Raw genomic sequence first — 20,450 nt, forward strand, 5'->3', positions numbered from 1 at the left:
TATTCGCTGAGGCGCCGGCCCCACTGTCTGAGGCCGCACCAACACACCCGCACACATACGCATACCAGCGACGGTATGCCACATAGTGAAAGGCACCCATCATGCCCGCACCCTTCACCGATTTGATCGGCACCGATTCGTTCACCGAGTCCCTACGCCAGGAGAACCTCGCCACCTGGCTTTCCGCCACGAATCACCGTTTTGTTGCTGAGCTTTTTGACGGCTCGATTGCCCCGCAGGTCATGGCGGGGTACCTGGTGCAGGACTACCGCTTCCTCGATACCTTCCTCGCCCTGATTGGTGGCGCGATCACTAACGCCGATACTCTCGCGGGCCGCCTGCGCCTCTCCAAGTTCGCGGGTGAAATCGCCGGTGACGAGAACACTTACTTCCTGCGCTGCTTTGAGACTCTGGGCGTGACCGAGCATCAGCGTGAATCCATGCCCGATACGGAGGCGACCACCGGCTTCAAGCGCCTCTTCCTGGATGCGGCGGCAAGCGGTAGCTACGCGGCAATCCTGTCGGTGCTGGTGGTGTGCGAGGGCCTGTATCTGGATTGGGCGTCCAAGGCTCCCGCCAAGCGCCCCGATTCTTTTGTGCACCACGAGTGGATCACCCTGCACGACTACCCGGAGTTCCGTGAACTGGTTGATTTCCTGCGCCGCGAACTGGACCGTGTGGGCCCGTCGGATGCGCAGCGCGCCCGCGAGTTCTTTAGCCGCGCGGTGGAGCTGGAGCAGCTGTTCTTTGACGAGTCGTACACCCACCCGCTGCCCTAAGTAATACCCTTGATGAAACCCCCGGAAGGTTCCGCCCGCCGCTGAGTTGCGGGCGCCTCCCGGGGGTTTTGCGTGCTGAAGAGGCCCCGAAAGCGCCACGAACGTGCCCCGAAGGCGCCCCGAGAGCGCCACGAAAACGCCCCGAAAGCGCGCCCATCTGCGTAAAATAGTGCGTCATAAAACAGAACATTTAGGCTGATGGTGTGCCATATGGTGGTGTAAGAAGCTAGGATAAATGAGGTACCGCTTCCGGGGTGCTGGCTATGCCGCGCCGGTAAGTACCACCGTAAAACACTATCTAAAGGAGTCGTATGAGTACCGCCGCATCGAGTACTACCGAGCCCACCCGCGCTGAAAAAGAAGCGCAGCACGGGCACGCGGGAACCCCGGGCAGCTACTCAGACCGACAGCTCGGATTCTGGTTGGTTGGCGCCGGCCTAATCGCACTCATTTCTTCAGCGATTCTGGTGTACGAGCGCCTGCAGATTTACATTGATGCCGGCCACTCCACGGTCTGCGATATCAACGCCCTGCTCAGCTGCGGCACGGTGATGCGCACCCCGCAGGCGGAAGCTTTCGGCTTCCCGAACCCGTTCATTGGTCTGGTGGGCTTCTCGATTGTGGTGACTATCGGTGCCGCGATCATGGCGGGTGCACAGTTCAAGAAGTGGTTCTGGGTCTGCATGAACATTGGTCTGGCTGCGGCAACCGCGTTCATCATGTGGCTGTGGTACCAGACGACGTTCCAGATTAACGCTCTGTGCCTGTTCTGCATGATCGTGTGGGTTATGACCATCACCCTGTTTGTGAAGACCACGGTCCGCAATATTTCGGCGGGTGTTATTCCGGCGTCGCAGTCGATGCGTGAGAGCGCTCGTGGCTGGTCGTGGTTTGCGATTAGCCTGTGGCTGATCCTGATTTTCGGCATTATTGTGATCCGCTTCTTTGAGGTCATTGTGAATATGATGCGCTAAGCGTTCATCTCTGAGCTTGGTTTGAGGGTCGATGCCCCGAACGTGCAACGCCCCGGTACTTGTTGGTGCCGGGGCGTTGTTGCGTCTGCGGGCGGGTGAGGCTGCGCAGAATATGCCGGGCTGAATACGCCAGGCTGGGGCGCCGGGTAGCGGGGGAGGCGCCGGTAACTTTGCCGGTGGCAGTCAGCGGGGAGGCGGCGCGGGTGCGTATAATGGTCAGGTATATTCTTGAGCGGCGTCAGCTGGAGCCGTCCGCGGGTTTTGCCTGCGGCGTTGACTGCCTGCCGTTCTGCTGGACACTAGATTCTTGATACCCCTTCGAGGAGACCCGTGAAGACTGCCGGAATTGCCGCAATGGGCGCTGCTGCCGTTATTTTTCTGACTGCCCTGCTGTTGCTGACCGCCGGTCACTTCTCGCTGCTGTGGGTGATTCTGCTGGTGGTTTCTCCGTTTGTTTTCATTCTGGGCGTTCCGTTTGCGACCGGTTCCGGTCCGGAGTACCTGCCGACCGACCCGAAGCTTGCTCAGCAGGCTCGTGAGGCGCGCGATGCGGAGCTGGGTCTGGACTAGCCCCTCCTCTGTGAAAGTTTTTGAAGCCGGGTGGTGCGTAGTGGCACGCCCGGCTTTGCTGTACCCGCAATGCGTCCGCCGCAGAGTGCCCGCGGTATTGTGCCCGTGCATCCTGCCGGGAGGTGAAGCCCAGATAGGATGGGCGGGGTGGCTTAGAGGTACCCTCTACCGGGTATAATGGAACACGGTGTCTTGTGCGCCCCGCACGCGCATAAAGATCCCCACCAACGCATCGAGGGAGAGTACCCGAAGAGCGCCGGCTATAAGCCGCGGAGCATAACTGTCGCACCGCGCGGGCCGCCCGCCTCGGCGAAGAAACCCGAAGACCGGCAGAGCACCCAGGAAGGGTGTGAGCGTGCCGTGCTCGAGAGCGAGGTGGCTGTGACCGTCGCGGCGCGCTCTGCGTTCCGCCCGCTCGCCCCCTACGGCAGAAGCACTGAATGAGATAGTGCCCGCGAAGAACGCGCACCGTAGGGTGAGGCTTGAGCCGCGGTGGCAGCAACTAGGCTTTGCGCTGTATGCGCGCTGTTAAAATCCTTGCGGTGCGGAGCAGGGTGTAACGAAAGAAGATTAATGTCTGACGAGAAGAACGTCGAACTTGGGGTTTTTGAGGCGCTGAACGCCCTCGCGGAGGAGAAGAACGCCTCTGCAGAGACCCGTGAAACTCTGCGTAAGAATGTTCGTGAGAGCTCTGAGGCTCAGCAGGGTGCTGAGCGCCGCCGTCCGGGTCGCCCGAAGAAGGAGAAGGCTCCTGAGGTTCCCCTGGATGAGGCGATTGCTGCTGGCCTGACCAACCTGCGTAATGCTAAGGCTAAGCACGCGCCGGCACCGAAGGTTGCCGCTCCCGTTGCGTCTGAGACCGAGGTTGCTTCTACCCTCGATAGCCTGTTTGCGGCTGCTGAGAAGAAGGCGGCTGAGCCTGCTGTTGAGGAGAAGACCGCAAAGGTCGAGACCGTCGAGAAGACCGCGAAGGTTGAAGAGGTCGCCAAGGTTGAGAAGGTTGCTAAGACCGAGACCGTGGAGAAGACCGCGAAGGTGGAGGAAGTTGTTGCCCCCGCCGCTGAGTCTGCCGAGCCTGCCGTTGAGGTGAAGGAAGAGACCGCCAAGGTTGAGGTCGTAACCCCCGCACCGGCTGAGAAGGCTGAAGATCCCGCTGAAGAGGCTGCCGCAGAGCAGCCCGCCGAGGCTGCTGCGGTTGCTGAAGAATCCGCAACCGAAGAAGCTGCACCTGAGGCACCTGCCGCAGAAGAGTCTGCTGAGGAGCCCGCGGCTGAGGAGCCCGCAGAAGCTCCCGAGCCGGTAAAGACCATTAGCGACCTGCAGCGCGAGAAGCTGCAGGAACTGCGCTCGCGTACCCCCATGGGTGCGATGCCGCTGTTCATGGCGCCCGAGCCGGAGGAGCTGAGCGAGCTCGCTGTTGCCGCCAAGCTGGAGCGTGAAGCACGCCGCGCCGCTGCCGAGGAGCAGAAGCGTAAGGAGCGCATGGAGCGCCGCCGCGAGGAGGCTGCCGCTGAGGCTGAGGTGACGAGCCACCGTCGCCGTCGCCGTCGCCGCGGTACCGAGGATATTGAGATTGAGGGCGGCGTTGATGATGACGTTGAGACCGTCACCAAGGTGCGTGCGCCGCGCCTGGCTGACTCTCACGCATCCAACACCGTGACCGGTGTGCGCGGTTCTACCCGCCTGGAGGCGAAGCGTGTGCGCCGCCGCGAGTCCCGCTCCCTGGGCCGCCGCCGCCACATCGTGACTGAGGCTGAGTTCTTGGCTCGCCGCGAGTCCGTGGACCGTCAGATGCTGGTTCGTCAGAAGGACGGCCGCATCCAGATTGGCGTGCTTGAGGACGGCGTGCTGGCTGAGCACTTCGTGTCCAAGACCCAGCAGGATTCCCTGATTGGCAACGTGTACCTGGGTAAGGTTCAGAACGTTCTGCCCTCCATGGAAGCTGCGTTCGTTGACATTGGACGCGGCCGCAACGCTGTGCTGTACGCGGGCGAGGTCAACTGGGATGTTACCGGTCTGGACGGTGCGCCCCGCAAGATTGAGAACGCCCTGAAGCCCGGCGATTCGGTTCTGGTGCAGGTCACCAAGGACCCGATTGGTCACAAGGGTGCCCGCCTGACCAGCCAGGTTTCCCTGCCCGGTCGCTTCCTGGTGTACGTGCCGGGCGGTTCGATGACCGGTATTTCCCGCAAGCTGCCCGACACCGAGCGTGCTCGCCTGAAGAAGATTCTGAAGGACAAGCTGCCCGAGGGTGCTGGCGTGATTGTTCGTACCGCGGCGGAGGGTGCTTCTGAGGAGGAGCTGACCCACGATATTAACCGTCTGCGTGCGCAGTGGGAAGAGATTCAGGAGAAGGCTAACTCCCGTAAGGTACTGGCTCCGGAGATGCTCTACCAGGAGCCCGACCTGATGATTAAGACCGTGCGTGACGTCTTCAACGAGGACTTCACCGCGATGATTGTTCAGGGAGAGAACGCCTGGGATTCCATCGAGGCGTACGTGACCTACGTGGCGCCGGACCTGGTTTCCCGCCTGCAGCAGTGGGATGGCGAGGATGACCTCTTCGACCACTACCGCATCAACGAGCAGCTGGCGAAGGCTCTGGATCGTAAGGTGTACCTGCCTTCGGGTGGTTCGCTGGTGATTGACCGCACCGAAGCCATGACTGTGGTGGACGTGAACACCGGTAAGTTCACCGGTAGCGGCGGCAACCTGGAGGAGACCGTCACCAAGAACAACCTGGAAGCTGCTGAGGAGATTGTCCGCCAGCTGCGTCTGCGCGATATCGGCGGCATTATCGTCATTGACTTCATTGACATGGTGCTTGAGTCGAACCGCGACCTGGTTCTGCGTCGCCTGATTGAGTGCCTGGGCCGTGACCGTACCAAGCACCAGGTGGCTGAGGTGACCTCGCTGGGTCTGGTTCAGATGACCCGTAAGCGTCTGGGTACCGGTCTGCTTGAGGTCTTCTCGGAGCCCTGTGAGCAGTGTGGCGGTCGTGGCCTGGTGGTTCACGATCAGCCGCTGAGCGGTCGTAGCGGTGGCGCGTCGGATTACATTCACCGCCATGAGCGTAATGACCGTAAGCGTAGCCGTGCGGCTGCCCGCGAGGATTCTCGTGACCAGCAGAAGCAGGATGCTCTGGAGTCGAAGAAGGCTGAGCGCCGTAACGCTATGGCTGCGGTGGCTGCCGCATCCGCTCACAGCGAGGAAGCTTCGGAGGAGACCGCTTCGACCCGCAAGAAGCGTAAGCGCCGCAAGCGTTCGCGCCGCGCGGAGACCGCTGAGCTTTCGCTTGAGCAGGAGATTCAGGGCATTGCCGAGGCCGCCAGCGAGCAGGCTCACGCGGAGGTCGCTCAGCGTGAAGACAAGGTCGCTGAGGTCACCGAGGGCAACTGGGTTGGCGAGCAGGGCGGTTTCTCCCTGGAGCAGCTGGCGAGCGCGTTCGACCGCGTGGAGGAGGAGTCCGCTGAGGGTTCCTCGAAGGACTCTGCTGAGGGCCGTTCGGATCAGGAACGTTCGGAGGAGCGTCGTTCGTCCAAGCGTGGCGAGAAGAAGTCTTCTCGTAACCGCCAGCGCCGTGAGCTGACCGATGCGGATATTGCCGCTGTGGAGGGTTCCGGCGCGGGTGCGCTGGAGGACGAGCACCACGTTGACCCGGAGCTTGACCCGCGCTTTACCCGCTCTTCGGATCGTTTTGAGGCGATTCGCGCCGGTGAGGCGAAGGCTCGTGCTTCTCAGAAGGCTGGCCGTCTTGCCCGTGCTGAGGGTGAGTCGTTCCGTTCGGGCCGTGAGGATCGTTTGGAGGAGCGTCGTTCGTCCAAGCGCCAGAGCCGCGAGCAGCAGAACGCTGAGGCAACCTCCGCTGAGGTAAACTCGGGTGTGCAGAAGGCTCAGGATTCCAAGCGTGTTGAGCGTGAGGACCTGCGCATTGAGGATGTTCGTGAGACTCCGCGTGCGTCCCGCCGCCGTGCTCGTCGCGCCGCTGATGAGAAGCGCGCTGAGCAGGCAGCCGCAAAGTCTGATAAGGTTGAGAAGTCTGAGCCTCGCACGGTTGTGACCGGCGTGATTGGTGCTCCGGCTGTGACCGGTGTGGTGGGCGCAGCTCCCGCAGTGGTTGAGGCTGAGGTTCCGGTTGGGGAGGCTCAGAAGCCTGCGGCTCAGGTGCCCGGTTCGACCCCGCGTAAGCGTCGCACTCGCCGTGCGGCTTCGAGTGCCGGTGCCGGTGCTCAGGTCGTGACCGTGGACGCTTCCGAGCGTGCTGAGGGTTCCGTGGTTGCTTCCGCTTCTGTTGCGGATGTGGTTCCGGTGTCTGATGACGATTCGGCCCCTGTCTTGTTCGGCATTGGCGTTGCTGCTGCCGACATTAAGCGTGAAGGTAAGGACGATTAGTCTTTAGCTTCCGATCATCGGAATTCCGATGGTGTGTTGTATATGAGATAGCCTCGGTAGGGCGAGCCGGAACTTCCCTACCGAGGCTATTTTTTTCTGTGCGTGTGCTGCGTCATTTTAAAGGCGCTATTAAGAGTGCGGTGCAGTATTAGAGGAGCATCACGTGCCGACTTCGAGCGTTCCGCAAAATTATCTATTGCGCGGCGCGTAGATCATGCCGTATCCTTAAGGACTGGTGTTTATCTCAGTGAAGCCCTATCGACGCAGGGCCAGCGGGAGACACCGCTCCCACCCGCATCGTCTTCGGCGCGGTCGAGCATTCGGCTGAGTTTGGAACGTGCGGGAGAGAGACACCACCGGTGAGCCTCGCGTGTTGGCTTCGGCGGGCAATCCCGTCGGAACGCACGGGCCGTTCCTCCTTGTTCGCGGTTATTCGACTGGCGGGGGAGGGCGCACAGCAATGAAAGCGCAGGCTGCTCATTCGTGTGAGATTCAAGAAGCAAGTTGTCGAGAAAAGTGAGTCCCATAGTGGCATACGCGATTGTACGCGCTGGCGGCCGCCAGGAGAAGGTTTCCGTAGGCGACCTCGTTACCCTTGACCGTGTTGCAGGCGAGCCCGGCAGCACCATCGAGCTGCCCGTGCTGCTGCTCGTCGACGGTGACAAGGTCACCGCTGACGCAAAGTCCCTGGCTTCCGCCAAGGTTGTTGCTGAGAAGGTTGAGGACCTGCGCGGTCCGAAGATCGTTATTCAGAAGTACAAGAACAAGACCGGTTACAAGAAGCGTCAGGGCTTCCGCGCCGAGCTGACCACCGTCAAGATTACCGCTATCAACGCGTAATCGAAACGACCGGAATTCAACCCTAAGGTAGGAATACAGAATGGCACACAAGAAGGGCGCAAGCTCCACCCGTAACGGCCGTGACTCGAACCCCCAGTACCTCGGTGTTAAGCGCTACGGCGGCCAGTCCGTCAACGCAGGCGAGATTCTCGTTCGCCAGCGCGGCACCCACTTCCACCCCGGCCTGAACGTTGGCCGCGGTGGCGACGACACCCTGTTCGCTCTGGCAGCAGGCACCGTCGAATTCGGTACCCGCAAGGGCCGCAAGGTCGTTAACATCCTGGCAGCAGCTGAGTAATACTCACCGCTAGGGCAGAGGGGGTAGGCGTTAGTCTACCCCCTCTCGCTATGACCTCGAATGCCGTGGATGCCAGCCTGTGCTGGGCTCCACGATGAGGCGCACCCCAACCCGGTCGCGCCTGCCGCCGCATCCGCAGCATGATTGGTGTGTGCCGTGCGGTGGCGAAGTGAAGATTTTCCAAGATAAGGAGAACCCGTGGCAGAATTCGTGGACCGCGTGGTCTTGCATGTATCTGGCGGTCGCGGAGGTAACGGCTGCGTCTCCGTGCGACGTGAAAAGTTTAAGCCCCTGGGCGGCCCTAACGGCGGTAACGGTGGTAATGGTGGCGCGGTGATTTTGCGCGTGGATAACCAGACCACGACCCTGCTGGAGTACCACCACAGCCCGCATCAGCACGCCCCGAATGGCGATATTGGTCGTGGCGATATGCACCACGGTTTTAACGGTGAGGACCTGGTTCTGACCGTGCCGCAGGGTACTGTGGTGAAGGACCGCGAGGGTAATGTTTTGGCTGACCTGCTGCGTGTGGGCGACGAGTATGTTGCTGCCCGCGGCGGTATGGGCGGTCTGGGTAACGCTGCGTTGGCTTCGGCTAAGCGTAAGGCTCCCGGTTTTGCTCTGCTGGGCACCCCCGGTGAAGAGGCTGATATTGTTCTGGAGCTCAAGTCCATTGCGGATGTGGCTCTGGTGGGTTACCCCTCGGCGGGTAAGTCTTCGTTGATTGCTGCGATTTCTGCGGCGCGTCCGAAGATTGCTGATTACCCGTTCACCACCCTAATCCCGAACCTGGGTGTGGTGCAGGCGGGCGATGTTCGCTACACCGTGGCGGATGTTCCGGGTCTGATTGAGGGCGCTTCGGAGGGCCGCGGTCTGGGTCACCGCTTCCTGCGCCATGTGGAGCGTTCTTCGGCTCTGGTGCACGTGATTGACTGCGCTACTTTGGAGCCGGGCCGCGACCCGATTAGTGACTTTGAGGTGATTCGCGGCGAGCTGCAGAACTATGAGGTTGACCCGACTGCGGGTGTGACCGTGCCGCTGCATGAGCGTCCGCAGATTGTGGTGCTCAATAAGATTGATGTTCCTGAGGCTCGTGAGCTGGCGGAGTTTGTTCGCCCCGAGTTTGAGGAGATGGGCTTCAAGGTCTTCGAGATTTCGACGGCTTCCCATGAGGGTCTGAAGCCCCTGATCTTTGCGATGGCAAAGCTCGTTGAGGAAGACCGCGAGGCTCGTGCCGCTGCCGAGAAGGAAGCGGAGCGCGTGGTTGTTGAGGCTCCTGTGGTTCGCCCGAAGGGCTTCCGCGGTAAGAAGAAGCAGGAGTTCACTATTCGCCGCGAGGAGCGTAACCTTGAGCCGCTGTTCCGCGTGATCGGTGAGAAGCCTGAGCGTTGGATTCAGCAGACTGACTTCAATAATGATGAGGCTGTCGGCTACCTGGCGGACCGCCTGGCGCGCCTGGGCGTTGAGGATGAGCTGTTCAAGGCTGGTGCTCGTGCCGGTGACGCCGTGGTGATTGGCGAGAACGACAACTCGGTGATCTTCGATTGGGAGCCGACCATGGTCGGTGGCGCTGAGCTGCTGTCCTCCCCGCGCGGTACGGACGCCCGTCTGGAAGAGATTATTCGCCCGACTCGTGCGCAGAAGCGTGTGGAGTACAAGGAGCGTATGGACGCGAAGGCGGAGGCTCGTGCCGAGCTGGAGTCCGAGCGTGTTGCAGGCGTGTGGACCGAGTCGGTTGAGTACCGCAAGAAGTTGAAGGAAGGCAAGGTCGACGAGAATATCGACATGCCGAACATCGACGACTAGTAGCCAAGCGTTAGCTGTTGCCTAGACAGTGAATGGTGCCGCGCACCGGGGTTTGCTCCGGTGCGCGGCGCTTTCTTATATGCGCAGCGCTTTCTTGGGTGCTCTGCGGTTGCGGTTATGGTTACCTCTCGTACCGGATGTGTGCGTCGGAATATGCGGGTGAGCCTGCGGTGAACCTGTGGTCGGGCGTGCTGGCTGGGTATTCCACTGGCGGCTTAGCTCACCCCCGTCATTTCGGTTTTTTTGACCGCAAGCAGGTAGCATAGAGGGGAATGTACGCGGGCCGTTTTCGGTGTTGCGTACCTTCTGTGTAACCTGCCCGCATCCGCACCTGTGGTGGCTCCTTAAGCTGCTGTGGTGCGGTCTCTGTCCCCAGCAAGGACGGCATTTGTGACTGACCAGCCTGTTCACCTTGATTTTGGTGCTCCGAGCACCGAATCGATTCCCCCGCGCATTCCCGGTCGGGTGCGTCTGGGCGTGATGGGTGGAACTTTCGATCCGATTCATCACGGACACCTGGTGGCGGCTAGTGAGGTTGCCGCCGTGTTCGATCTGGACGAGGTCGTGTTCGTTCCGACCGGTCAGCCCTGGCAGAAGGTGGGGGAGCGGCACGTGAGTGACGCTGAGCATCGCTACCTGATGACGGTGATTGCGACCGCGTCGAACCCGCGTTTTACGGTGAGCCGTATTGATATTGACCGTGGCGGCGCCACCTACACCTTTGATACGCTTAACGAGCTGCGTGCCCTGCGCCCGGACGCTGACCTGTTCTTCATTACCGGTGCGGACGCGATTAGCCAGATTATGACCTGGCGCAATGCCCATAAGCTGTGGGATTTGGCGACTTTTGTGGGCGTGACCCGCCCCGATCATGAGCTGGATCCGCCGATGGCTGAGGGTCGTCATATTACGACCCTGAAGATTCCTGCGATGGCGATTTCTTCGACCGATATTCGTCGCCGCGCAGCTGAAGACGCCCCCATCTGGTACCTGGTGCCCGATGGTGTGGTGCAGTACATCGCTAAGTACGGCCTGTACAAGAAGGACGCCTTGACCGCGTACCGTGACGGCTTGCCCCGCGTGAAGGATGAGTCTGGGCAGGCACCCCAATCGACGAATAATGAGGGAACACATGAGTGAAGCTACGGGTTCGAAGCCCTATAGCGAGGACGAAGCGTACCTCTACGAGACGTACGTGACCGAGGACGGCATTGAGGTGCCGCCGCCTACTAAGGTGATGGGTCCGCGCCGTCTTGCCCGTTACCGTGAAGAAGTTGCCGAGTACCTGCGTGCGGCCCGCCGCGGTGAGCCCGCGAAGCCTGTTGAGAACATGGGCTCCGTGATTTATACGAATGCTATTGACCCGCAGGTTCTGGCTGTTCAGCGTCGTTTTGCGGCACTGGCGGCTCAGGGCAAGATTGACACTGAGGCGAACGATGAGGAGAAGCTGCACGAGCCTGCTCCTCTGACCAGTAGCCTGCGTGTTCTGCGCCCCGAAGAGATCGCGCAGAATCGTGTGGATGCGACCAGCCCCTCCGCGGTGAATAACCCGATGACTTCTTCGATCCCGGTTATCGCCGTGGTCAAGGAGGAGAAGCCGGAACCCGAGCTGCACCAGTACCTGGTGCGGGATGAGCCGAAGGTTGAGGAGCTGGACAGCTCTGATATTGAGGCTGAGCAGACCGAGGCTGCTTCCGTTGAGGAAGAGGCCGTTGAGGTTGAAGAGTCTGCTGATGAGCTACCCACCCGCGTGAGCGCGGTGAACGCGCAGGGTCTTGACCTGAGCGTGCTGGATAGCGCCTCCGCAGGGGATACCGTAGATTCGGTGGACGGCGACCCGACTGTAGCTCTGAGCCCGGATGAGGTTGAGGAGCTGCTGCAGCGCATGGTGGATCGTCAGGATCCCGACGAGGCACTGGTCGAGAAGACTGCCGAAGAGTCCGACAAGGGCTCCGAGGATGAAGAGTCTAAGTCGGCTGAGTCGAAGTCTGCTTCGGTTGCTTCTGCTGAGGCTTCGAAGGAAGCCGAGTCAAAGGAAGCAGCGTCGAAGGAAGCTGAGTCGAAGAAAACTGGGGAAGACTCTGCTTCTGAGAGCGCTGTTGAGAAGACTGAAGAGGTTCTGCAGCCTGCACAGAAGCCCTCCCTGGCGTGGCTGTGGATTGTGCTACTGCTCGCCCTGGTCGTTGTTGGTCTGATTATGATTTTTGGCCCTAAGTAGGCCGTGAACAATGCACCCCTGTTGCGGGTGTTGCCGGCGGGTGTTCTGCCGGCAAGAAAGGAAAATATGACTGCTGCACAGTCCTCGATTGAGGCTCTGCGCATTGCCGCCCGCGCTGCGGAGGAGAAGCAGGGAACTAACCTGTTCGCTGTGGATGCATCCGACGCGATGGGTCTGATTGATGGCTTCCTGGTGGTTTCTGCCCACAATGAGCGCCTCGTGAACGCTGTTGCGGATGAGGTTGAGGACGCTCTGCGTGAGCAGGCTGACCTGAAACCGGTTCGCCGTGAGGGTCGTTCCTCGGGTCGTTGGATTCTGCTGGACTTCGGTGATATTGTCGTGCATGTTCAGCATGAGGAGGACCGCGAGTTCTACGCTCTGGATCGTCTGTGGGCTGAGGCTCCGCGTATTGAGCTGGGTGTTGAGAACGAGGCTCCCTTCGACATCGAGGGTGAGACTGAGGAAGATGCTGCACGCATCATTCCCGCTCAGGATGAGGCGTAGGCTTCCGTTTGATTTTTAGCTGATGAGGGGTGGGCTCTGTTGGCGCCGTATGGTGCCGCGGGGTCCGCCCCTTTCTGCGTATTTCGAGGGTATTTCTGCCCGCCCGGGTGCCCTTTCTGATGACCTGATTGCCCTTTCTGCCTGCCTGGTTGCCTCGGAACTTTTTTAGATTTTTGTGTGCGCTGGTTTGCATCGTTGTCCGTGGTGTGTGTAATATATTCATGTTGCCTCGTTGAGGTCACTAACAGAATATGGGGATATGGCGCAGCTGGTAGCGCACCTGCATGGCATGCAGGGGGTCAGGGGTTCGAGTCCCCTTATCTCCACGTTTTCCTCGGTTGAGGAGCTTTTCGCCCGGTTCTTGTGAATCGGGCGATTTTGCTATCTGCCGATAACTTTCGATAGTCGACAACGCAGTTCATAGTTGAGGAGAAGCGCATGGGAGCGCACGCACATCACGGCCACCACGGGCATCACCATGGGCACGACCATTCGCATGCCCCGAGCCCGGAGGACGCCGCCTCGATGCGTCCGCGCCTGCTGATTGCGTTCAGCTTGGCGGTCGTTATTGTGTTGGCGCAGGCGATTGGTTCGTTGGTTACGGGAAGTCTTGCGCTGCTGACCGATACGGCGCACGCGCTGGCGGATGCCTCGGGCCTGCTGGTGGCGCTCGCTGCGGCTTCGCTCATGACGCGCCCCGCGACCTCCCGCCGCACGTGGGGTTTCCGCCGTATTGAGGTACTTGCCGCCCTCGGGCAGTCGGTGCTGCTGCTGGCGGTGGGTATCTACACGGCGGTGGAGGGCGTGCATCGCCTGTTCGCCCCGCCAGAGGTGCCCGGCATTGAACTGCTGATTTTTGGTGTGGTTGGCCTGGTGGCGAACGCTATTGGTATTGCGGTGCTGGCTACGGCGAGGAATGCGAACTTCAATATGCGTGCCGCGTTCCTGGAGGTGCTCAATGACGCCCTGGGTTCGCTGGGCGTGATCGTGGCGGCTATCGTGATTTGGCTGACCGGCTTCTACCAGGCGGACGCCCTTGCCGGTCTGCTGATTGCGGCGCTGATTGTGCCGCGTGCGGCGCGTCTGATGAAGCAGACCACGGCGGTGCTCATGGAGTTCACCCCGGACGGCCTGGACCTGGACGCGATGCGTGAGCATATCTTGAGTGTTGACGGTGTGGTGGAGGTGCACGATGTGCACGCTTCGACGGTGGCGACCGGCCTGCCGGTGGTGACCGCGCACGTGGTGGTTGCCGATTCGTGCTTCCGTGACGGTTCTGCGGTGGCGATTCTGGACCGTATCCGTTCGTGTGTGGCGAGCCATTTTGAGGTGTCGGTGGAGCACTCGACCTTCCAGCTGGAGACTGCCGAGCTGGGCGGTCGCGAGCCGGATTCGGTTCGCCACCCGTAAGCCACCTGAACCCCTAGACCACCTGAAAACCTTGCGTGTGCGATGTCTGCGTGCCGAAATAGCGGGGGAGTACCGACCGTTATATTTGGTGGCTTCAACACGCAAAAGATACACTCTTTAGGGAGCAAAAGGCGCTCCTCACCCACACACTTTGACAGGCTCGCTGGCAGACTCTTTAGTTTGGTAGCCGCGGCAGCCTGCAACGATGAGCGCCTCAGCCTAGCCGAAACGGAACAGTGGGCGGGCGCATCCTGAAATTTTTGACGAGAACAACCACGATTAGCAGCAGATACGGAACACTATGCATTCACCTATTGCCACTTACCTGACCGAGACCCTCGAGTCGGTCGCTTCTGATACCTCCGGTGAGTTGGCAAACTACATTCCGGAACTTGCCGCCGTGGACCCGGACAAGCTTGCCGCGTCCATCGCTATGGTTGATGGTGAGCAGTACGCCGCCGGTGACTCCGATGTGGAATTCACGATCCAGTCGATTTCTAAGCCGTTCGTGTACGCCCTGGCGCTCGCGGACCGCGGCTATGATGACGTGCTTGCGAAGGTGGGCGTGGAGCCTTCCGGTGAGCCGTTCAACGAGCTGTCCCTGGAGGACGGCTCCGGTAAGCCGCTGAACCCGATGATTAACGCCGGCGCGATTACCACCCATTCGCTGGTGGGCCCTCCCGGTGCGACGCAGGGCGAGCGCATGGAGCGCGTCATTTCTGGTCTGTCTGCGTTTGCGGGCCGCCGCCTGTCGGTGAATGAGCGCGTGTACGAGTCTGAGCTGGAGCACGCGCACCGCAACTACGCGATTGCGCACATGCTGCGCGGCCACGGCATCCTGACCGGTGACCCGACCGTGGCGGTGCAGGGTTATACCCGCCAGTGCTCGCTGATGGTGACGGTCAAGGATTTGGCGTTGATGGCGGCGACTTTGGCGAACTATGGTGTGCATCCGGTGACGGGTGAGCAGGTGGTTCCTAAGACGGTGGTGCGTCAGGTGCTGAGCGTCATGTTCACGTGCGGTATGTATAACGCGGCGGGCGACTGGGCGACCCAGGTGGGTGTTCCGGCGAAGAGCGGCGTGGGCGGCGGCATTATTGGTGCGGTGCCCGGTCAGCTGGGTGTGGCGACGTTCTCGCCGCGCCTGGACGGTCACGGTAACAGTGTGCGCGGCGTGGAGCTGTTCGAGCAGTTCTCTGATGACATGGGCATGCACGTGATGAACGTTCCGACGGTGGCTCGGTCGGCGTTGCGCGCGAACTACCAGATCGGTTCGGGGGACGAGTCGATGCGCCTGATTCAGTTGCAGGGCCGCATCCGTTTTGCGGGTGTGGAGCGCGTGATTCGTGAGATTGTGGAATCCCCGATGGAGGGTTCGAAGATTGCCCTGGACGTGACGCGCGTGTACGCGGTGGATGAGGTCGCTCAGAGCATGCTCCTGGAGCTGATGCGTCGCCTGCGGAATGACGGGTACAAGGTGTATCTGATTGATAATGACGAGACGATCACGAACACGGATGCGCTGCGCAGCATGGGTGTGAAGGTTCTGACGAACCCGGCGGCGGTGACTTCTGCCGAGTCGGATGCTGAGCGTGTGGCTGAGGCTGACGCTGAAGAGGCTGCGGAGGCGGCGGCACTGGAGGCGCTGAATGCGCTAGACCCCGCTGAGACGGTGCAGCCTGCTGTGGTGGACCAGCCCGCTGAGGCGCAGCAGCCGGTAGCTTCGGAATCCGAGTAGGTTTCTCTCCGCCTACTTGGCCGTTTCTGCGTACTTGGTCGTACGGTTGCGTGAACTTATGTATTGGGGCCCCTTTCCCGGGTGCGTTGTGAATGCGTTCTGGGGGAGGGGCCTTGCTGTACTTAGAATTGCACCTTGCGCTGTGGTTGGAGCTGTAGCTGTAGCTGGATTGCCTGGGCTACTTGGAATACCCGGATTACCTGGCCTGCGGGTAGTTTAGTGCGCTGAGCATGGTCTTCGGCGAGCTTCATTGAGCGAGTGGAACGAATGCGTGTAAAGGTTCTTTATTCGCGGCGCTATTAATCATTGCGTAATATTTTGAATTTTTCGATATCTAACGGTGGTCTCATCATACACTCATAATATGAACACTGTTCCACACTCAGAAACACCTATTGCTCCTCGTCAATCCGCTATCGTCAACCCCGCTACTGACCGAATGGTATCGGGCGACTCTGCCCGCGCCTCCATAGGGCGACGGGAACTTTTGCGGCATGTTGGTACCTTTGGTCTGGGCGCGGTGAGCTTCGGCGTGCTGGGTCTTGGAATGACCGGCTGCACCCCGTCCGCGGCGGAAGGCACCCACGGAGCGTCGGCTGGCGGGTCAGCCTCAGGTAGTGCCTCAGGTAGTGCCTCTGCGACTGCTTCGGCAAGCTCTGCGGCTACCCCGTCCGCATCTGCGGCTGGCTCCGCAACGGGTGCTGCATCCCCGACCGCCGAGGTGTCTAAGACCGCTTCTGCGACTGCGACCTCGTCGAACCCGGTTCCTGCAGCGCGTGCCTGGACTGGCCCGCAGACCGGCCTGCCCGGTGAGGGCAAGTATATTGCGTGGACGGTTGATGACGGCGCCGACCCGGAGGTGGTGCGCGCCTACGCGGAGTTTGCTCACCGTACCGGCACGCGCCTCACTTTCTTTATTAATGGTCAGTACCCGGCGTTTAGGCAGTATCGTGACCTGTTGTTGCCGCTGGTGAAGAGCGGTCAGTTGCAGATTGCGAACCATACGTATAGTCATGCGGCGTTGACGAGCCTGACGGATGAGCAGATTGTGCGTGAGCTGACCCGTAATGATGAGGAGATTATGCGGCTTTTTGGGGTGTCTTCGAAGCCGTATTTCCGCCCGCCGTACGGGTATTATGATGAGCGCGTGTTGGCGGCTGCGGCGTCGTGTGGTTTTACGCGCCCGGTGCTGTGGTACGGGTCGTTGGCGGATTCGTCTAATATTTCTTCGGCTGAGGTGTATGCCTATGCGGAGAAGTACGCTTTGGCTCAGCATATTGTGATTGGGCATTTGAATTATCGGGGTGTGGTGTCTGAGCTGGACCGTATTCGGGGTTTGTTGGATCGGCGCGGTTTGACGACGGTGACGATTCGTGACTATTACGGGTAGTGCGGGGGAGTCCTGGCGGGGGTTCCGGTGGGTATACTGGGAGGCATGATGAAGCTTCCTCAGAACCCTATCCTTCGGCAGGTGCACCGTTTCCGTGAGTCGTTGCTGCTTCTGCTGTATTACTCGCTGTCTTTTTTGGGTGTGCGGTGGGTGCGCTCGGGGCATCCGCGTGTGGCGGCGGTGTGGTCTGTGGGTTTGTGGCTGAATTTGGTGGTGCGCGGTATGGGCCAGCTGGTGCGTATGCTGGTGCCGGTCCTGCAGGATGCGGAGGCGCGCCGTGCTCGCGCTGAGCGTGCCCGCGCCTACCAGCCGCGCTAGCCCTGCTGCCCGCAGGTTCTTACCCCGCGCGGATTCTAAGCTGATATGACGAAGCCCCCTCGTACTGGAAATAGTACGAGGGGGCTTTCGCTATAAGAACGGGCAGAAGCCTAGTGCTTCTTCTTTGGCTCGCACGCCACGCCGTCACCATCGGAATCAAGACCAGGACGGTAACCGGGCTCGCCACGATGCAACGGTGCCGCACCAGCTGCACGTACCGCATCACAATTCTTGTAATAAACACTCGACTGCGCCGGAGCCTGCTGAACAGGCTGAGCCGGTGCCTGCTGAGCAGGAGCCTCAGCCGCCGGAGCCTGCGCGGGCACCTGCTGGGCGGGCGCCTCCGTAGCTACCGGCGCCTGCTGAACAGGTTCAGCCTGCTGCGCGGGAGCCTCAGAAACCGGAGCCGCCGGAGCCTGCGCGGAAGGTACCTCAGCAGCCGGAGCCTGCGCGGGAGCCTCAGTCGTCGGAACCGGAGACTCCGAAGGAGTTGCGGACGCACTCGGCGTCGGAGAAGAACTAGGGGTAGCCGAAACGGAAGCGGACGCAGAAGCAGACGTCGACGAAGCAGAGGGCGTGACCTTCGGAGCACGGACAGACGAAGAGCAGCCGGTCAGCAGCAGAGCACCCGCAAGAACACCAGCGGTCGCGGCGTGAATTTTCAACACAATATTCCTTTATAAAGTGAGTGGACAAGGGTGTTCACCGTAGAACACACACTCAAGTGTAAAGGAAAACTATCCCACCCGCAGGCACTATTGAGCCTTTCAAACATTCTGACAAGGGAAGAAACACCAACCCGGCACGGCAAAGCCCCCTTGTACCGGTTCATACAAGAACCGGCACGGGGGGCTTCGCTATATATTCGCTATATCTGGGAGGGGGCACCAGCCGGAGGCGCTAGGGGAGTAGCGCCCCCACTGGGATAGCTCTAGCGGGCAGCACTAGCCAGAACCGTTGCCCAGAGCCGCCGCCGCTAGGAGCAGTTGCCGTTCACATCGCAGGACGCGCCAGCAGTAGCCGAGCCTGCCTCCGCGGTACCGTCACCCGCCGTGTTACTCGAGGCGCCCGCTAGGGGGTTCAACAACTCAACCTGATGGGTCTGCTCCCACACATGACGCAGCGCCTGCACCAGCGCCTCCGCAGGCTGCGCACCATTCACCGCCCACTTCGACTCAAACAAGAAAAACGGCACACCGTTAATACCCAGCTGGTGCGCCAACTGCTCATCAGCACGCACCTGCTCCGCGTAACGGTCGCTCTTCAACACCGCCTCAACCTCGGCGGTATCCAAACCAATCTCAGAGGCGATATCCAGAATCGACTCGTGATCCTGCACCGACCGGCCCTGCGTAAAGTACGCCAGCTTAAACGCCTCCTGCGCCGCCGACGCCAAACCCTGCTCCGCCGCATACTGAATCACGCGGTGCGCATCAAACGTGTTACCGTAGCGTGCCTGCCGCCAATTGAAATCCAAACCTACCTCGCGGGCACGCTCCGCCAACGACTCCTGGCTCGCAATCGCCTGCTCCAAGGGCATGGAGTACTTCTTAGCAATCATCTCAGGTAGCGAACCGGCAGGATGCTCCGTAGCCGACGGGTCCAGCTCAAAACTATGCCACACCACCTCAACCTCGTCACGGTGCTCAAACTCGGCGAGCGCCTGCTCCAGGTTACGCTTGCCCACGTAGCAGAAGGGGCACACAATATCGGACCAAATATCAATACGCATGTTATCTATTCCTCTCATACTCGGATGCGGCACACTGCCGCCTGTATGCTCACCTAACGCCCTGGCTGCCGTGTTTATTCCCGGCTATTCCCCAGCGGGTGTTCCCCAGGGTTTATTCCCGCCGGGTACGGCAAAGCCCCCTCGCGCCGGTTCGTACAGAATCTTCTGCACAGGAATATCCGTACAGGAACCGGGTCAAGGGGGCTTAGCACACGCGAAATACGCGACCCTATCGGCGGGCAGCCGCCGGTGCGGTAGTGGCAGTAGCCGCAGGTGCGGCGGTCGCACGAGCCGGCGGAGCCGTAGTGGTTGCCGCCGCAGGTGCAGTCGTAGCCTGCTGGGTAGCCGCTACCTCATCCTCATAGCGGGTAGTCGGCGCCTGAGTCGGAGCCTCAGTAGTCGGCTCCGGGGTAGGGGCCGGCGCCTCCGTAGTCGCCTCGGGGGAGGGGGTGTTCTCCTCCGGGGTGGGGGTCGGCGAAGGAGCCGCCGCCTTAATCTCTTCCTCGGATGCGTCACCGTAGTAGTCACGAACCGTCACCGCAGTCAGGCCGCGGTCATCGAGCAGGCCCTTCACCTTATCGAGGATCGGGATGATCGTCTCGTAGTTCAAGTGACCCAGCACAATCTGCTGCGGCAGCATGTAGCGGATGCAGCGCATGTAAATCACACGGGAGCTGGTCTTCGCCTCGTCGCCGGTAGTGCCGTTCCACATGACCGGGCGGGTAAAACCAATCTCACCGGCAGCCTTCAGCACCGCATCGTTGTAGCGGCCGTACGGCGGGCGGAAGTACGGCTTCGACGAGACACCGAACATGCTCATAATCTCGTCTTCGTTACGCTGCAGCTCTTCCTTCACACCCTCAGCATCCAGGGTGGTCAGGTCAGCGTGGTTGTACGTGTGGTTCGCAACCTGAATCTGGCCACTCTGAACCAGCGGACGCAGTAACGACACATGCTCCTTAAAACCGGTGTAAGAAGCGTTAATGAAGAACGTCAGGCGAGTATTCGTACGCTTCGAGAACTCAGCGTAGCCGCGAATCGCCTCCGGGCTTGCGCCGTCATCAACAGTCCACGCAACATACTTGCCGTCACCAATGAGGGAGTTGCCGATGCCGGGCCATTCGCGCGGCTTATCAACCGGGTTGCCAGCAGCGGCAACCGTCGGCGAATTCGTGGGTGCGGGGCGAGTAGCAGCAGAGGTCTCGCCGCCAGCCTGATACGGAGTGAAATTACCGCTGGTGCCGTCGTAGTCATTCGACTTCTTCGAGCAGGCAGCAATCAGCGGAAGCATAGCAGTGCCGAGCACAAAAAGTCGGCGGTTAGGCTGTGAGTGGGTCATACTCTCCAGGATAACGCCCCCACCTGCAAGGAACGAATCTGAACAGCGAATACACCCTAAATAATGTGCACATCACACCCTGCGCTCAGCACCACAGTATTAATAGGTATAAAAACTAGGTATAAGAACACAAAATCCTAAA

The 20,450-nt window shown here is 60.5% G+C and carries 17 protein-coding genes and 1 tRNA gene; 15 read left to right on the plus strand and 3 right to left on the minus strand.

Going from position 1 to position 20,450, the window contains the following annotated elements:
* Positions 1-101 precede the first annotated feature (101 nt).
* The 15 genes from RM6536_RS07785 (at position 102) to RM6536_RS07860 (ending at position 17,237) form a co-directional block, all read left to right on the plus strand.
* Positions 102-779, plus strand: a complete 678-nt coding sequence (locus RM6536_RS07785) for a TenA family protein (protein WP_060824690.1) — start codon at positions 102-104, stop codon at positions 777-779.
* Between the two features lie 311 nt (positions 780-1,090).
* On the plus strand, positions 1,091-1,753 hold the full coding sequence (locus RM6536_RS07790) for a vitamin K epoxide reductase family protein (RefSeq protein ID WP_060824691.1): 663 nt from the start codon (positions 1,091-1,093) through the stop codon (positions 1,751-1,753).
* 330 nt (positions 1,754-2,083) lie between these two features.
* On the plus strand, positions 2,084-2,323 hold the full coding sequence (locus tag RM6536_RS07795) for a hypothetical protein (protein WP_005505761.1): 240 nt from the start codon (positions 2,084-2,086) through the stop codon (positions 2,321-2,323).
* A 573-nt stretch (positions 2,324-2,896) separates the two neighbouring features.
* Positions 2,897-6,715 carry an Rne/Rng family ribonuclease gene (locus RM6536_RS07805; protein WP_060824692.1) on the plus strand — a complete coding sequence of 1,273 codons (3,819 nt, stop codon included), beginning with the start codon at positions 2,897-2,899 and terminating at the stop codon, positions 6,713-6,715.
* A 528-nt stretch (positions 6,716-7,243) separates the two neighbouring features.
* Entirely contained in the window at positions 7,244-7,555 is a 312-nt protein-coding gene (gene rplU / locus RM6536_RS07810; protein ID WP_005505764.1) for a 50S ribosomal protein L21, read from the plus strand.
* Positions 7,556-7,595: 40 nt separating this feature from the next.
* Complete coding sequence (rpmA, locus tag RM6536_RS07815) at positions 7,596-7,853, plus strand: 50S ribosomal protein L27 (protein ID WP_005505766.1); 258 nt, start codon at positions 7,596-7,598, stop codon at positions 7,851-7,853.
* A gap of 198 nt (positions 7,854-8,051) precedes the next feature.
* The gene (gene obgE / locus RM6536_RS07820; RefSeq protein ID WP_060824693.1) at positions 8,052-9,659 is read left to right on the plus strand and encodes a GTPase ObgE; all 1,608 of its coding nucleotides are present in this window, start codon (positions 8,052-8,054) and stop codon (positions 9,657-9,659) included.
* 390 nt (positions 9,660-10,049) lie between these two features.
* Complete coding sequence (nadD, locus tag RM6536_RS07825; RefSeq protein ID WP_060824694.1) at positions 10,050-10,799, plus strand: nicotinate-nucleotide adenylyltransferase; 750 nt, start codon at positions 10,050-10,052, stop codon at positions 10,797-10,799.
* Positions 10,792-11,877, plus strand: a complete 1,086-nt coding sequence (locus RM6536_RS07830; RefSeq protein ID WP_060824695.1) for a sulfite reductase subunit alpha — start codon at positions 10,792-10,794, stop codon at positions 11,875-11,877. Before nadD ends, RM6536_RS07830 begins: the two co-directional genes overlap by 8 nt.
* Before the next feature lie 66 nt (positions 11,878-11,943).
* Positions 11,944-12,381, plus strand: coding sequence for a ribosome silencing factor (rsfS, locus tag RM6536_RS07835; RefSeq protein ID WP_005505774.1), 438 nt, complete (start codon positions 11,944-11,946; stop codon positions 12,379-12,381).
* A 253-nt stretch (positions 12,382-12,634) separates the two neighbouring features.
* Positions 12,635-12,707: transfer RNA gene (locus RM6536_RS07840), tRNA-Ala, on the plus strand.
* 112 nt (positions 12,708-12,819) lie between these two features.
* Entirely contained in the window at positions 12,820-13,791 is a 972-nt protein-coding gene (locus tag RM6536_RS07845; RefSeq protein WP_060824696.1) for a cation diffusion facilitator family transporter, read from the plus strand.
* 301 nt (positions 13,792-14,092) lie between these two features.
* Positions 14,093-15,529 carry a glutaminase gene (locus RM6536_RS07850; protein ID WP_060824697.1) on the plus strand — a complete coding sequence of 479 codons (1,437 nt, stop codon included), beginning with the start codon at positions 14,093-14,095 and terminating at the stop codon, positions 15,527-15,529.
* A 487-nt stretch (positions 15,530-16,016) separates the two neighbouring features.
* Positions 16,017-16,919: a polysaccharide deacetylase family protein gene (locus RM6536_RS07855; protein ID WP_419865835.1), complete on the plus strand. Its 903-nt coding sequence runs from the start codon at positions 16,017-16,019 to the stop codon at positions 16,917-16,919.
* A 45-nt stretch (positions 16,920-16,964) separates the two neighbouring features.
* Entirely contained in the window at positions 16,965-17,237 is a 273-nt protein-coding gene (locus RM6536_RS07860; protein WP_231917957.1) for a hypothetical protein, read from the plus strand.
* A gap of 110 nt (positions 17,238-17,347) precedes the next feature.
* Here the strand turns inward: RM6536_RS07860 and RM6536_RS07865 are convergent, their stop codons facing one another.
* The 3 genes from RM6536_RS07865 to RM6536_RS07875 all read right to left on the minus strand — a co-directional run bounded on the left by RM6536_RS07865 (position 17,348) and on the right by RM6536_RS07875 (position 20,308).
* Positions 17,348-17,905, minus strand: coding sequence for an excalibur calcium-binding domain-containing protein (locus tag RM6536_RS07865; RefSeq protein ID WP_060824699.1), 558 nt, complete (start codon positions 17,903-17,905; stop codon positions 17,348-17,350).
* A gap of 308 nt (positions 17,906-18,213) precedes the next feature.
* Positions 18,214-18,969 (minus strand): DsbA family oxidoreductase, encoded by a 756-nt coding sequence (locus RM6536_RS07870; RefSeq protein ID WP_060824700.1) that lies wholly within the window; start codon positions 18,967-18,969, stop codon positions 18,214-18,216.
* Positions 18,970-19,198: 229 nt separating this feature from the next.
* Positions 19,199-20,308 (minus strand): polysaccharide deacetylase family protein, encoded by a 1,110-nt coding sequence (locus tag RM6536_RS07875; RefSeq protein WP_060824701.1) that lies wholly within the window; start codon positions 20,306-20,308, stop codon positions 19,199-19,201.
* Between the last annotated feature and the right edge of the window lie 142 nt (positions 20,309-20,450).

Origin of the sequence: Rothia mucilaginosa, assembly GCF_001548235.1 — a bacterium.
GTDB classification, from domain to species: Bacteria; Actinomycetota; Actinomycetes; order Actinomycetales; family Micrococcaceae; genus Rothia; species Rothia mucilaginosa_B.

What these genes read in the sequence shown, in the direction of transcription:
- RM6536_RS07785 (WP_060824690.1), top strand. Translation starts at nt 102, where the DNA reads ATGCCCGCACCCTTCACCGATTTGATCGGCACCGATTCGTTCACCGAG.
- RM6536_RS07790 (WP_060824691.1), top strand. Translation starts at nt 1,091, where the DNA reads ATGAGTACCGCCGCATCGAGTACTACCGAGCCCACCCGCGCTGAAAAA.
- RM6536_RS07805 (WP_060824692.1), top strand. Translation starts at nt 2,897, where the DNA reads ATGTCTGACGAGAAGAACGTCGAACTTGGGGTTTTTGAGGCGCTGAAC.
- rpmA (WP_005505766.1), top strand. Translation starts at nt 7,596, where the DNA reads ATGGCACACAAGAAGGGCGCAAGCTCCACCCGTAACGGCCGTGACTCG.
- RM6536_RS07830 (WP_060824695.1), top strand. Translation starts at nt 10,792, where the DNA reads ATGAGTGAAGCTACGGGTTCGAAGCCCTATAGCGAGGACGAAGCGTAC.
- rsfS (WP_005505774.1), top strand. Translation starts at nt 11,944, where the DNA reads ATGACTGCTGCACAGTCCTCGATTGAGGCTCTGCGCATTGCCGCCCGC.
- RM6536_RS07845 (WP_060824696.1), top strand. Translation starts at nt 12,820, where the DNA reads ATGGGAGCGCACGCACATCACGGCCACCACGGGCATCACCATGGGCAC.
- RM6536_RS07850 (WP_060824697.1), top strand. Translation starts at nt 14,093, where the DNA reads ATGCATTCACCTATTGCCACTTACCTGACCGAGACCCTCGAGTCGGTC.
- RM6536_RS07860 (WP_231917957.1), top strand. Translation starts at nt 16,965, where the DNA reads ATGATGAAGCTTCCTCAGAACCCTATCCTTCGGCAGGTGCACCGTTTC.
- RM6536_RS07870 (WP_060824700.1), bottom strand. Translation starts at nt 18,969, where the DNA reads ATGCGTATTGATATTTGGTCCGATATTGTGTGCCCCTTCTGCTACGTG.
- RM6536_RS07875 (WP_060824701.1), bottom strand. Translation starts at nt 20,308, where the DNA reads ATGACCCACTCACAGCCTAACCGCCGACTTTTTGTGCTCGGCACTGCT.